Origin of the sequence: Mycobacterium sp. SMC-21, assembly GCF_045310825.1 — a bacterium.
GTDB lineage: Bacteria > Actinomycetota > Actinomycetes > Mycobacteriales > Mycobacteriaceae > Mycobacterium.
In genome coordinates this window covers 26,024-38,619 of record NZ_JBJIAO010000028.1, presented here as the reverse complement: position 1 = coordinate 38,619, position 12,596 = coordinate 26,024, and the positions used below count along the sequence as shown (strand labels likewise).

Below are 12,596 nucleotides of genomic sequence, written 5' to 3'. Positions count from 1 at the left end.
AGTGTTGCGACCGGCCGTTCCAAGCCGCTAAATCGCAGGTGGCAAGCTATCGTTAGATGATCTTGGCCGGTAACGGCCATGTGTCAGCCATGATTCTCCGGAGTTGAATCGGATTGAACTGCGACAGCGTCGTCGCGGGGGCGGGTCCGGTGCGGCCCCGGACGTACTGGAGGACCCGTTGGATCTTCTGCTACTGACCGTCGACCCGCACCCGGAGTCTGTGCTCCCGGCGCTGGCGCTACTGCCGCACAGTGTGCGGCCGGCACCCACCGAGGTGTCGTCGTTGCTGGAAGCCGGCAACGCCGATGTGGCGATCGTCGACGCGCGCACTGATCTCGCGGCCGCCCGCGGACTCTGTCGTCTGCTGGGCAGCACCGGAGCGTCGGTACCCGTGGTGGCCGTGGTCAACGAAGGCGGCCTGGTGGCCGTCAACGTCGAGTGGGGTATCGACGAAATCCTGCTGCCCGGCACCGGCCCGGCCGAGATCGACGCCCGGCTGCGTCTGCTCGTGGGACGCCGTAACGGCGTCGCCGACCAGCAGAGCGCCGGCAAGATCACGCTCGGTGAACTCGTCATCGACGAGGGCACCTACACCGCGCGGCTGCGTGGCAAGCCGCTGGACCTGACCTACAAGGAATTCGAGCTGCTGAAGTACCTGGCCCAGCACGCCGGCCGGGTCTTCACCCGCGCCCAGCTGCTCCAGGAGGTGTGGGGCTACGACTTCTTCGGCGGCACCCGCACCGTCGACGTGCATGTCCGGCGCCTGCGCGCCAAGCTCGGCCCCGACTACGAATCGCTGATCGGCACCGTCCGCAACGTCGGTTACAAGGCCGTGCGGCCCGCGCGCGGCCGCGCCAACGGCGCCCCCGAATCGGTCGACGACATCGACGACGAGGACGACGGCGACTCCGGTGACGTCGAGAACGGCGCCCGCCAGACCCAGCCCGTGCAGTGACAGAACTGACCTGGCACACCGCACTGAGTGCTGCCGACCAGACGGCCATCCGTGAACTCGTCGCGGCGGCGACCGCCGCCGACGGCGTGGCCCCGGTCGGGGACCAGGTGCTGCGCGAACTCCCGCTGGACCGCACCCGGCACCTGCTGGCGCATGACTCCGGTGCGCTGGTCGGCTATCTGAATCTCGCGCCGGACATGGCCGAGGCCGTCGTCGCCGTCGGCGCCCGGGGCCGGGGGATCGGCAGCGACCTGATCCGCACCGGCCTGGCCGCCGGTGGTCCGGCCACCCGAATCTGGGCGCACGGCAACCTCGATGCCGCACGGGCCACCGCCGCGGCACTCGGCCTGACCGCGGTGCGCGAACTCTGGCAGATGCGCCGCTCGTTGTCCGATCTGCCTGCGCTGACCGATGTCCCGGGCGTTCGGCTGACCACGTATCCCGGGCCCGAAGTCGACGACGAACTGCTGCGCGTCAACAACGCGGCCTTTCACTGGCACCCCGAGCAGGGCGGCTGGACGCAGGCCGAGGTGGACGAGCGCCGGGGTGAGTCCTGGTTCGATCCGGCCGGGTTGTTCCTGGCGTACGACGCCGACGATCTGACCGGGGAACGGTTGCTCGGCTTCCACTGGACGAAGATTCACCCGGGCTCGGGCCTGGGCGAGGTGTACGTCGTCGGGGTGGGCCCGGACGCGCAGGGCCGCGGCCTCGGGGCGTTGCTGACGCTGGCCGGTCTGCACCACCTGGCCGACCGGCTGGGGCCGGACGGGACCGTACTGCTGTATGTCGAGGCAGACAACACCGCGGCGGTGAAAACCTACCGACGTCTGGGGTTCGAGCTGTACAGCGCCGATGTCGCCTACGCGGCGGCTCCGACCGTTAGCTGAAACGGCGAGTTGGCTGAAAAGTCCCTGACCGTGTTCACCCGGTGTTCATTCGGCATCAGTGATTCGTCCATTACGGCCGCATACGTTGCGCGGGAGTCGGAAGCCGACCCTTGAAAGCCGACCATCGGCCGACACCGAAAGTAGGACCCGTGAAGTTCACCAGCATCGGTAAAGCATTCGTCGTCACCGCAGCGGCTGCGTCGCTTGCCGTCGGCATGACCGCGTGTGGCAATGACAACACGTCCGGCACCGCGTCGTCGACGTCCGGTTCGTCCGCCGAGTGCGGCGGCAAGAACGCGCTGACCGCCGAGGGCTCGACCGCGCAGCAGAACGCGATCGCCGAGTTCAACAAGGCTTGGGGCCAGGTTTGCTCGGGCAAGAACCTGTCCTACAACGGCACCGGCTCGGGCGCCGGCCGCCAGCAGTTCATCGCCAAGCAGGTCGACTTCGCCGGCTCGGACTCGGCGCTGGCCAAGGAGCAGATCGAGAAGGCCGCCGAGCGTTGCGGTGGCAACCCGGCATGGAACCTGCCGCTGGTCTTCGGCCCCGTCGCCCTGGCCTACCACCTCGAAGGTGTGAGCAAGCTCGTCGTCAACGCCGATGTGCTGGCCAAGATCTTCCAGGGTGAGATCAAGAAGTGGAACGACCCGGCCATCGCCGCGCTGAACGCCGGCACCAGCCTGCCGGACGCCGACATCAAGCCCGTCTACCGCTCGGACTCGTCGGGCACCACCGACAACTTCCAGAAGTACCTGTCCGCCGCGGCTCCGGAGAGCTGGAAGAAGGGCGCCGGCAGCGAGTTCCAGGGCGGCGCCGGTGAGGGCGCGCAGAAGTCGGCCGGCGTCGTGCAGGCCGTCCAGGCCACCCCGGGCGCCATCGGCTACGTCGAGAAGAGCCCGGCCGCGGCCGCCGGCCTGCCGTTCGCGCAGATCGACACCGGTTCGGGCGCAGTCGAACTGACCGACGACAACGCCAAGAAGGCCATTGCCTCCGCCAAGTTCGCCAAGGACGGCAACGATCTGGCCCTCGACCTGAAGTCGCTGTACTCGACCAAGGAAGCCGGCGCGTACCCGCTGGTGCTGGCCACCTACGAGATCGTCTGCTCGAAGGGCTACGACGCCGACACCGCGGCCGCGGTGAAGTCGTTCCTGAAGGTGGCCGCCAACCAGGGGCAGGCCAACCTGTCGAAGGCGGGCTACATCCCGCTGCCCGACGCCTTCAAGACGCGTCTGCTGCAGTCGGTCGACGCAATCGCTTAAGCAGTGCTGGCGCTCCGGTTCCATCGCAGTAAGGATGGAACCGGAGCCCACGACCGTTAGGTTCCTGACAGGATGACAGTGACAACACCGAATCCAGCCGACGCGGGGTCGGGGGAGGCGCTTGCCGCACCCTTCCCCGAGCCGACGCCGGTGTCTCTCGACCCGCTGAAGGGCTCGAAAGTTCGCCTGGGCGACCGGATTTTCCGCCTGCTCGCCGAGGGTTCCGGCGTACTGATCGTCGCCCTCATCGCGGCCATCGGTGTGTTCCTACTGTGGCGCGCCATCCCGGCGCTGGCCCGCAACAAAGAGAACTTCTTCACCTTCGGTGGCAACTGGGTCACCACCGACACCTCGGCGATGCACTTCGGCATCCTCGATCTGCTGCAGGTCACCGTCTTCGTGTCGGTGTTCGCGCTGCTGATCGCGATGCCGGTGGCGCTGGGTATCGCGATCTTCCAGACGCAGTACGCACCGCGCCGGCTAGCCGGACCGCTGGCGTATGTGGTGGACCTGCTCGCGGCGGTGCCGTCGATCGTCTACGGCGTGTGGGGCCTCTACGTGCTGGCACCCGTGCTCAAGCCGTTTGCGTTGTGGCTCAACAAGAATCTCGACTGGCTGTTCCTGTTCAAGACCGGAAACGCCTCGGTCGCCGGCGGCGGCACCATCTTCACCGCTGGCATCGTGCTCGCGGTGATGATCCTGCCGATCATCACCGCTGTCACCCGTGAGGTCTTCATCCAGACGCCGCGCGGCCAGATCGAAGCCGCGCTGGCGCTGGGCGCCACCCGCTGGGAGGTCGTGCGCACCACCGTGCTGCCGTTCGGCCTCTCGGGCTACATCAGCGGCGCCATGCTCGGCCTCGGCCGCGCGCTCGGTGAGACCATCGCGCTGCTGATCATCCTGCGCGGTACGCAGACCCAGTTCAGCTGGACCCTGTTCGACGGCGGCTACACGTTCGCCAGCAAGATCGCGGCCACCGCAAGCGAATTCAACGACCAGTACAAAGCAGGCGCCTACATTGCCGCCGGCCTGGTGCTGTTCATCCTGACGTTCGTGGTGAACTCCGCGGCGCGCGCGGTCGTGGCCGGAAGGACGGCGAAATGAACGCAAAGATGGCGGCGATGCTGGAGCGGCCCGTCAAGCACCAGTCGTTCGAAGGGGTGGGCCTGCGCCGCAAGGTGACCGACAAGGTCGCGACGGTGCTCGTGAGCCTGTCACTGCTCGTGGCGCTGATCCCGCTGGTGTGGGTGCTGTATTCCGTTGTCACCAAGGGCTACAAGGCCCTCACGGCGTCGGAATGGTTCACCAACTCGCAGTCCGGCATGACGGCGTTCGTCGAGGGCGGCGGCGCGTACCACGCCATCGTCGGCACCGTGCTGCAGGCGCTGGTGTGCGCCGTCATCTCGATCCCGATCGGCGTGATGGTGGCGGTGTACCTCGTGGAGTACGGGGGCGGCACCAAGCTGGGCAAGGTCACCACGTTCATGGTCGACATCCTCACCGGTGTCCCGTCGATCGTCGCCGCGCTGTTCGTCTACGCGCTGTGGGTCGCGACCCTGGGCTTCCAGCGCACGGGCTTCGCGGTGTCGCTGTCTCTGGTGCTGCTGATGATCCCGGTCATCGTGCGGTCCACCGAGGAGATGCTGCGCATCGTGCCGATGGACCTGCGTGAGGCCAGCTACGCACTGGGTATCCCGAAGTGGAAAACCATTGTGCGCATTGTCATCCCGACTGCACTGTCGGGCATCGTCACGGGCGTCATGCTGTCGCTGGCCCGCGTCATGGGTGAGACGGCCCCGCTGCTGGTCCTGGTGGGCTACGCACAGGCCATGAACTTCGACATGTTCGGCGGCTTCATGGGTTCGCTGCCGGGCATGATGTACGACCAGATCGGCGCCGGTGCCGGCGCCAACGAGGTCCCCACCGACCGGATGTGGGGAGCGGCACTGACCCTGGTGCTGCTGATCGCGCTGCTGAACGTGGCGGCGCGGTTGGGCGCCAAGTTCTTTGCCCCGAAGAAAGTTTGAGCAGGAGTACCGTCAATGGCCAAGCGTCTGGATCTCAAAGATCTCAACATCTACTACGGCTCGTTCCACGCCGTGCAGAGCGTCAGCCTGTCGGTGGAGCCGCGCAGCGTGACGGCGTTCATCGGGCCGTCGGGCTGCGGTAAGTCGACGGTGCTGCGCACCCTCAACCGCATGCACGAGGTCATCCCCGGCGCCCGCGCCACCGGATCGGTGCTGCTCGACGGTGACGACATCTACGCCCCCGGCGTGGACCCCGTCGGCGTGCGCAAGACCATCGGCATGGTGTTCCAGCGCCCGAACCCGTTCCCCACCATGTCCATTCGCGACAACGTGGTGGCCGGGCTGAAGCTGCAGGGCGTGCGCAACAAGAAGACGCTCGACGAGGTCGCCGAGCGGTCGCTCAAGGGCGCCAACCTGTGGAACGAGGTCAAGGACCGCCTCGACAAGCCCGGTGGTGGTCTCTCCGGTGGTCAGCAGCAGCGTCTGTGCATCGCCCGCGCCATCGCGGTGCAGCCCGACGTGCTCCTGATGGACGAGCCGTGCTCGGCGCTGGACCCGATCTCGACGCTCGCCATCGAGGACCTGATCGCAGAACTGAAGCAGGACTTCACAATTGTGATCGTCACGCACAACATGCAGCAGGCAGCGCGTGTCAGCGACCAGACCGCGTTCTTCAATCTCGAGGCCACCGGCAAGCCCGGCCAGCTGATCGAGATCGACGACACCGAGAAGATCTTCTCCAACCCGTCCAAGAAAGCCACCGAGGACTACATCTCCGGCCGCTTCGGTTAGGTCGCCCGCGGATATGCGCGGGGGTTCGCGGTCACTTTCTCTCGCGAGCAGACGTAAAACTGTCGTTTTTGGTTGAAACTTGACAGTTTTGCGTCTGTTCGCGCAGGAACTCATGCCGCGCGATCAAAGTGACGTCTGATTCTTGTGCACAGCTCGACCGGGTATTGCCTGATGTCGTCGACGACAGCCGGAACGCTGGTCCAGCTCATTTCCTGTAGCCGTGCCGTCTTGATGCGATCATGTTTGACCGCAGCGGGATTCGAGTGCCATTCCATACTGTCGTACTCAGCTGCCACGCGGTATTCGGGCCAGGCGAAATCGAGTCGCCATAGTTGACCGTGGAGATCGCGTACCTCGTACTGCAATTCGGGAGTCGGAAGCTGCCATTCGATGAAGACCAACCGCATCTCGGATTCCATTGGAGACTCGGCTCGCGCGTCAGCCAGTGGCAGCAGCTCCCGGACATTGACCACGCCGCGACGGCCACGTTGTTCCTCAAGGGCCTGCAGCAGTTCCGCCCTGCTGCAGGTGCCGCTGCGGAGAGCGGCATCCAATACCGCCAGCACCCGCGGACGTTTCAGTGTCCGGGCGACTTCTATCGCTGTCCATGCGGGCGCGGTGGCGAGTCGGCCGTCAAGTTTCTTGAGCGGCGCGCCAATTCGCTGGTGCACGATGAGGTCGAGCGAAGTCCGTATGCGCACGCCCGGGTCGAGGATGTGGGTGCGATCGTCCTGTTCGGTATCGAAGCCGTACATCGCGGCAGCAGTATTCATACAGGCGACGATGGGGACGTCGGACAGCAGGTCCAGTGCTCTGAGCCGGCTTGTCGTGTCTGGAGGCCGCGCGGAGTAGACGCCGTGGCACACCCGGAAGACTTCTCCCTCCCGGACTCTGCGTGCGAGTGCCCGATCGGTCATCGTCGCGAGCAACTGCTGTGCTGTCGCAACGCCGTTGTGGACGGCGAATACGTCTTCGAGCGTCATGCGTCGATGGTGGCGGCCGCATCCCATCGCCGCCAGCATCCGGCCTCCAGCCCTGTGGATAACTCCGCGAGCAGACGTAAAACTGTCATTTTTCGCTCGAAAACGACAGTTTTGCGTCTGCTCGCGAGGGGAGGTGACCCAACTGCGTCCTACGGCGTGATGACGACGCGGGTGCCGGAGGGTTCCTTTGCCGCCCAGACGTTTTCGATGTCGGCGAGGGGACGGGCGGCGGTGGTCAGCTGCAGCTCACCGGCGTCGAGCATCGCGAACATCCGGGGCAGGCCTTCGGTGCGGGCGCGCTGCAGGGCCTCGGGCGGGACGCTGCCGATGCCCACGCCTTGAAGCGTGATGCCCGTGCTGCGCAACGTCGCGGCGTCGACGCTGATGCTCGCGCCGGTCATCGAACCGACCTGGATGAAGCGCGTGGCGTGGAAATGGGTCGACGGATGCGCGGCGGCCAGGGCGGTCAGCGTCTGCTCCGCGGGTGTGCCCCACAGGTAGTCGATGACGGCGTCGAACGGCCGCGCCGAGTGTTGGGCCACAACGCTTTCCGCGAGATCGTCGGTGCCGAGCGCGATGACGTCGTCGGCTCCGACGGTGCGGAGCCACTCCAGCCGTTCGGGGTTGCGGCCGGCCACCACAACGCGTCCCGCCCCGAAGACGAACTTGGCCAACTGCACTGCCACTGATCCCGTGACGCCGGTGGCGCCGAGGACCAGCACGTGGTCGCCGGGTTTGGTCTGGGCCGCGTAGTCCAGGCTCATCCACGCCGACATGCCGGGGTTGGGCACCGCCGCCGCGGTCACCGAGTCGACGTGCTCGGGCACCGGGACGGCGCCGGCCGGGACGACGAGGGTGCGTTCGGCCATCAGCCCGTACGGGGCGAGCGATCCGGTGTACACCCGTGAGCCGTCGTCGAGGCGGGCGACGCCGTCGACCCCGGCGATGGCGGGGAGCTGAACCTCCTTGCTGCTGTAGTGCTTTCCCATGATGACCATGCGACTGAGGTTGGTCAGCGCCGACGCCTCAACGGTGGCGACGACGGCGCCGTCGCGCGGCTGGGGCTCGGGGAAATCCAGGTACCGGGGCTGCTGGCCCCACTCGTGCACGACCGCTGCCTTCATGTGCGCTCCTCGACTCAGAATATGGTTTCTGTGGAAACTATATGCCGATGGCTCGCCGGATGGCAAGATGGTTTCCATGAAAACCAAATCCGCGCTGATCGCCGACATCAGTGCGTTGGTCGGCGCGGTGGGGGACAAGTTCGACACCGACGAGGTTGATGCCGAGCGCGACTACCTCGCCGCGCACTGCCCGCCGCGGCTGGAACGCACCGTGCGTGAGCTGCCCACCCTGGGCCTGCATCTGCTGGCGGAGCTCGCTGACGGCCCGATCAGTGTGGTGGGCCTGGCCGCCCGCGCCGGGCAGCTCAAGGGCACGGTGTCGAAGCACGTCCAAAGACTCGTCGACGCCGGGCTCGTGACCCGCACACCGGTGCCGGGCAACCGCAAAGAGCTGCAGCTGACCCCCACCGCGGATGGAAAACGCCTCATCGAGGTACACCAGCGCATGCACGACGAGATGGACGCCGGCCGGCACGACTTCCTGTCGCGCTACACCGCCGCGGAACTGTCGGTGCTGGAGAAGATGCTGCAGGACCTGCTGGCCGCCGGCCGCGACGGCGTGCGGCTGGTACCCGCCGAACGGGCCTAGCTGATGGTGGGCAGGCCGTCGTCGTCGGAGAACCGGCCGGTGACCTGGAAGATCACCCGCCGCGCGACCTCGACGGCGTGGTCGGCGAAGCGCTCGTAGAAGCGGCTGAGCAGCGTCACGTCGACCGCCGCGGTCACGCCGTGCTTCCACTCGCGGTCCATCATCACGCTGAACAGATGACGGTGCAGGTCATCCATCGCGTCGTCTTCTTCCTGGATGCGGGCCGCGCGCTCCGGGTCCCGGGTGAGCAGCACCTCTTGCGCGGTGTTGCCCAATTCGACTGCGAGGCGGCCCATTTCGGCGAAGTAGCCGTTGACCTCCTCGGGCAGCGCGTGCTGCGGGTGCCGGCGGCGGGCGATCTTGGCGACGTGGAGCGCCAGCGCACCCATGCGGTCGACGTCGGCGACGATCTGGATGGACCCGACGACGGACCGCAGGTCACCGGCGACGGGGGACTGCAGGGCCAGCAGGACGAAGGCCTGTTCCTCGGCCTGCGCGCTCAGGGCGGAGATGTGCTCGTGGTCGGAGATGACCTGCTCGGCCAGCACCAGATCGGCCTGCAACAGGGCCTGGGTCGCGCGCTCCATGGCAACGCCGGCCAGGCCGCACATCTCTCCGAGGCGGTTGGTCAGGCCTTCAAGCTGCTCGTGGTACGCGGTACGCATGGGCTCCAGACTACTTTCTGGCCCTTGGACATGCCGTGATCTGGCAATGAACGGCCGGTGAATGGGACAGGTCAGATGCTATTTGCAGGTGGTGTCGGCCGCGTTGGTGATGCTGAGGTCTTCCGGCAGCTTGGTCGGCTCACCCGACAGGCTGCCATGGGTCACCCGCATCTGGGCGGCTGAACCGCTGGCGGCCGGGGTTCCCACCGCGGTGAAATCGGTCCCGAGCACCACGCGCACCACGTCTCCCAGGCCCGACACCCGCTCGACGTGGGCATTGGGCAACGTGGACGCCACGGTCGCGGCGGCCTGTTCGTGCCCTGCCGAGTAGAACACCGTCGTCGACGTCACCTGGCCCTGGTAGTCGTCCGGCGAGTTGACCGTGAAGCCGTGCTGCTCGAGTTCCTTGGTCGCCGTCGCGGCCAGGCCGTCCTGCCCGGTCGAGTTGGACACCCGGACCGTCACCTGGCTCGGGTCGGTCGTCGTGGTGTTGACCTCTTCGCCGTCCGGGGTGGCCGCGGTGCTGCTGGGGGCAGCCGACGTGGCGGGGACCGGGGTGTTGTCGGAGTTGCGTTCCTCGGGCAGCGGTTCGTCGTTGATGATCGCGTCGAACAGCGCGCGCATGTCGTCGACCCGCGGCGGTTCGTTGCCCTCGGAGTCGGTGACGCCGGTGGGCACGGTGACGAAGGTGACGCGGCCGGCGCTGACGCCCTGGATGGACTGGCCGAGCTGCACCAGGTCCTTGGTGGTGACGTTGTCGACCGAGGAGTCGTTGATGAACAGGTTGACGACGTTGTTGAGCTTGCCGATGTTGAAGAACGTGTCCTTGGAGATCATCGACCGCAGCAGGGAGGACAGGAACATCTGCTGGCGCTTGATGCGGCCGTAGTCACCGTTGACCTCGGTGGTGACCTGGCGGGCGCGCACGTACTGCAGCGCGGTGTGACCGTCGATGACCTGGCGGCCGGAGTGCTCCAGCACGGTGCCCAGTTCGTAGTCCTCGAGCGGTGTGCTGCTGCAGACCTCGACGCCGCCGACGGCGTCCACGAGTTTGGAGAAGCCGGCGAAATCGACTGCCATGAACCGGTTCACCGACAGGCCGGACAGCTTCTGGATCACCTTCACCAGGCACTTCGGCCCACCGAACGAGTAGGCCGAATTCAGCTTGGTCTCGGTGTAAACCTGGTCGGGCCCATAGCTTTTCGTGTCTTCGTCATAGATGGGCCCGTAGCCGCCGGTCTTCGGATCCCAGGCTTCGCACTGTGTCGACTTGATGGCCAGGTCGCGCGGGAACGACACCGCCACAACACGTTTGCGGTTCGCCGGGATGTTCACCAGCATGATCGTGTCGGAGCGGGTGCCGCCCGCGTCTTCGGTGGTGCCGGCACCCATGTCGGCGTTCTGGCCGTAGCGGCTGTCCACGCCGACGATCAGGAAGTTCTCGTCGCCGAACTGCGCGTTGGGGTCGATGATGTCGCGGGAGTTGAGGTCCAGCGCCGAGACCCGGTTCATGTTGTTGTTCTTGATGTTTTGCCACTGCCAGGCGGCGCCGGTCATCGACAGCGCGATGACGGCCGCCAACGCCATGAGGATGCGACCGGCAACCGCGAACCGGTGGCGGGTGTGGTGATCGACCGGTGGGGGCGCGTCGATGTGCGCCGGCCGCTCGGGATGGTCGATGTAGTTCCGGACGTCCGTGCGCACCACGGCCCGCGGCCGTTCGGGCAGCGCGTCGGGGTCGGCCAGCGGCGCGCCGAAAACCTCTGTGACGGGCTCGGATTCGACTCGACGGCGAGCGGTGCGCGCCGGCTCCTCGGCCGCTGGCGGGGCGACGGGCTCGAGCTTCGGCGCGTTCCGTGGCGCCGGCGCCGGCTTCGGCGCGGGCCGCTGGGGCTTCGGTGGCTCGGGTGGTGCGGGTGCCTCGATGACAGGTGCTGACGGGACCGCGCCGCCCGAGAGCCGGGCGATGAGTTCGGCGACGGTGACGCCACCGCCGCCGTGGCTACCGGTTTCCTCGTCGTCCGCGCTCTCGTCGTCCGGCTGGCTCTGCAGGCGACCGGCCCGTTCCCACGGCGCCCGGACGGGGCCCGCGGCCCGCGTCGTACGGGTTACCCAGGGGTTGTCGCCGGCAGCATCGCCGTCACCCTCACCGGGGGTGGTCCGGTCGCGGTCGCTCACGTTTACCCGCCGGAGTTGACCATGTCGGCGCCGAACGGCACCGTGCAGTCGTCGGGGTCGTCCAGCCAGCCTTCGGGCAGCACCACGGAACCCGGCGACCCCTGCCGGCCTCGTGGGCCCTCTGCGCAGTCCGGGAACGGCACATCGGAATCCAGTTGGGTGAGCAGCTCGTCGAGTTCGGCCAGGGTTTTCACCAGGGCCAGTGCGCGACGCAGCTCAGCGCCGGCGGGCAGCCCGTGCAGGTACCAGGCGACGTGCTTGCGGATGTCGCGCATGCCCTTGTCCTCGCCGAAATGATCGGCGAGCAGCTGGCCGTGCCGGCGGATGATGTCCCCGATCTCGCCGAGCGTCGGCGGGGTGGGGCGGGGCTGGCCGTTGAAGGCGGCCGACAGTTCGGCGAACAGCCAGGGCCGGCCCAGGCAGCCGCGGCCGATGACGACGCCGTCGCAGCCGGTCTCGGCCATCATCCGCAGTGCGTCGTCGGCGTCGAAGATGTCGCCGTTACCGAGCACCGGGATGCCGGTGACGTGCGCTTTCAATGCGGCGATCTGGTCCCAGTCGGCGGTGCCGGAGTAGCGCTGCGCGGCGGTGCGGGCATGCAGTGCGACTGCCGCGGCACCTTCCTCGGCGGCGATCCGGCCGGCATCGAGGTGCGTGTGGTGGGCGTCGTCGATCCCGATCCGGAACTTCACGGTGACGGGAATGTCGGTGCCTTCGGTCGCGCGGACGGCTGCCGCGACGATCTGGCCGAACAGCTTGCGTTTGTAGGGCAGGGCCGAACCGCCGCCGCGGCGCGTCACCTTGGGCACCGGGCAGCCGAAGTTCATGTCGATGTGGTCGGCCATGTTCTCGTCGACGATCATCTTGGCCGCAGCGTACGTGGTGGCCGGGTCGACGGTGTAAAGCTGCAGCGAGCGGGGCGACTCCTCGGGCGCGAACGTCGTCATGTGCATGGTCGCGGCATTGCGCTCGACGAGGGCGCGCGCGGTGACCATCTCGCAGACGTACAGGCCGCTGACCGTGCCCACCCGGGCCAGTTCCTGCTCGCGGCACAACGTCCGGAAGGCGACGTTCGTCACACCCGCCATGGGGGCGAGGACGACCGGAGAGCGCAACGAGATCGGCCCGATCCGCAGG

The 12,596-nt window shown here is 67.3% G+C and carries 12 protein-coding genes; 7 read left to right on the top strand and 5 right to left on the bottom strand.

Annotated elements, in window-relative coordinates; all coding sequences use genetic code 11:
- The first annotated feature begins 178 nt into the window (after nt 1–178).
- From ACJH6H_RS21950 to pstB, 6 genes are all read left to right on the top strand, one after another.
- On the top strand, nt 179–955 hold the full coding sequence (locus ACJH6H_RS21950; RefSeq protein WP_346414829.1) for a response regulator transcription factor: 777 nt from the start codon (nt 179–181) through the stop codon (nt 953–955).
- Nucleotides 952–1,842 carry a mycothiol synthase gene (gene mshD, locus ACJH6H_RS21945; protein WP_406775813.1) on the top strand — a complete coding sequence of 297 codons (891 nt, stop codon included), beginning with the start codon at nt 952–954 and terminating at the stop codon, nt 1,840–1,842. Before ACJH6H_RS21950 ends, mshD begins: the two co-directional genes overlap by 4 nt.
- Before the next feature lie 149 nt (nt 1,843–1,991).
- Nucleotides 1,992–3,101, top strand: coding sequence for a phosphate ABC transporter substrate-binding protein PstS (gene pstS, locus ACJH6H_RS21940; RefSeq protein ID WP_406775812.1), 1,110 nt, complete (start codon nt 1,992–1,994; stop codon nt 3,099–3,101).
- 72 nt (nt 3,102–3,173) lie between these two features.
- Complete coding sequence (gene pstC / locus ACJH6H_RS21935) at nt 3,174–4,205, top strand: phosphate ABC transporter permease subunit PstC (RefSeq protein WP_036427561.1); 1,032 nt, start codon at nt 3,174–3,176, stop codon at nt 4,203–4,205.
- 8 nt (nt 4,206–4,213) lie between these two features.
- The gene (gene pstA / locus ACJH6H_RS21930) at nt 4,214–5,128 is read left to right on the top strand and encodes a phosphate ABC transporter permease PstA (RefSeq protein WP_318987087.1); all 915 of its coding nucleotides are present in this window, start codon (nt 4,214–4,216) and stop codon (nt 5,126–5,128) included.
- Nucleotides 5,129–5,143: 15 nt separating this feature from the next.
- Complete coding sequence (gene pstB, locus ACJH6H_RS21925; RefSeq protein WP_020098814.1) at nt 5,144–5,920, top strand: phosphate ABC transporter ATP-binding protein PstB; 777 nt, start codon at nt 5,144–5,146, stop codon at nt 5,918–5,920.
- Between the two features lie 110 nt (nt 5,921–6,030).
- On the opposite strand, the gene ACJH6H_RS21920 is transcribed toward pstB, so the two are convergent.
- Complete coding sequence (locus ACJH6H_RS21920; protein WP_212813385.1) at nt 6,031–6,903, bottom strand: type IV toxin-antitoxin system AbiEi family antitoxin domain-containing protein; 873 nt, start codon at nt 6,901–6,903, stop codon at nt 6,031–6,033.
- A gap of 149 nt (nt 6,904–7,052) precedes the next feature.
- Nucleotides 7,053–8,027, bottom strand: a complete 975-nt coding sequence (locus ACJH6H_RS21915) for a zinc-binding alcohol dehydrogenase family protein (protein ID WP_212813383.1) — start codon at nt 8,025–8,027, stop codon at nt 7,053–7,055.
- 76 nt (nt 8,028–8,103) lie between these two features.
- Between ACJH6H_RS21915 and ACJH6H_RS21910 the strand changes: the two genes are divergently transcribed.
- Complete coding sequence (locus tag ACJH6H_RS21910; protein WP_212813381.1) at nt 8,104–8,616, top strand: MarR family transcriptional regulator; 513 nt, start codon at nt 8,104–8,106, stop codon at nt 8,614–8,616.
- Here ACJH6H_RS21910 and phoU read toward each other — a convergent pair.
- The 3 genes from phoU to dusB form a co-directional block, all read right to left on the bottom strand.
- Nucleotides 8,613–9,281 (bottom strand): phosphate signaling complex protein PhoU, encoded by a 669-nt coding sequence (gene phoU, locus ACJH6H_RS21905; RefSeq protein WP_212813379.1) that lies wholly within the window; start codon nt 9,279–9,281, stop codon nt 8,613–8,615. The genes ACJH6H_RS21910 and phoU overlap by 4 nt on opposite strands.
- A gap of 78 nt (nt 9,282–9,359) precedes the next feature.
- Nucleotides 9,360–11,459 (bottom strand): LCP family protein, encoded by a 2,100-nt coding sequence (locus tag ACJH6H_RS21900; RefSeq protein WP_212813377.1) that lies wholly within the window; start codon nt 11,457–11,459, stop codon nt 9,360–9,362.
- Between the two features lie 2 nt (nt 11,460–11,461).
- Nucleotides 11,462–12,595 (bottom strand): tRNA dihydrouridine synthase DusB, encoded by a 1,134-nt coding sequence (gene dusB, locus ACJH6H_RS21895; RefSeq protein ID WP_406775826.1) that lies wholly within the window; start codon nt 12,593–12,595, stop codon nt 11,462–11,464.
- Nucleotide 12,596 lies beyond the last annotated feature (1 nt).

Excerpts from the sequence above, each read along its gene's own strand:
- phoU (WP_212813379.1), bottom strand. The coding sequence starts at position 9,281 with ATGCGTACCGCGTACCACGAGCAGCTTGAAGGCCTGACCAACCGCCTC.
- ACJH6H_RS21910 (WP_212813381.1), top strand. The coding sequence starts at position 8,104 with ATGAAAACCAAATCCGCGCTGATCGCCGACATCAGTGCGTTGGTCGGC.
- pstB (WP_020098814.1), top strand. The coding sequence starts at position 5,144 with ATGGCCAAGCGTCTGGATCTCAAAGATCTCAACATCTACTACGGCTCG.
- pstA (WP_318987087.1), top strand. The coding sequence starts at position 4,214 with ATGGCGGCGATGCTGGAGCGGCCCGTCAAGCACCAGTCGTTCGAAGGG.
- ACJH6H_RS21920 (WP_212813385.1), bottom strand. The coding sequence starts at position 6,903 with ATGACGCTCGAAGACGTATTCGCCGTCCACAACGGCGTTGCGACAGCA.
- pstC (WP_036427561.1), top strand. The coding sequence starts at position 3,174 with ATGACAGTGACAACACCGAATCCAGCCGACGCGGGGTCGGGGGAGGCG.
- ACJH6H_RS21915 (WP_212813383.1), bottom strand. The coding sequence starts at position 8,027 with ATGAAGGCAGCGGTCGTGCACGAGTGGGGCCAGCAGCCCCGGTACCTG.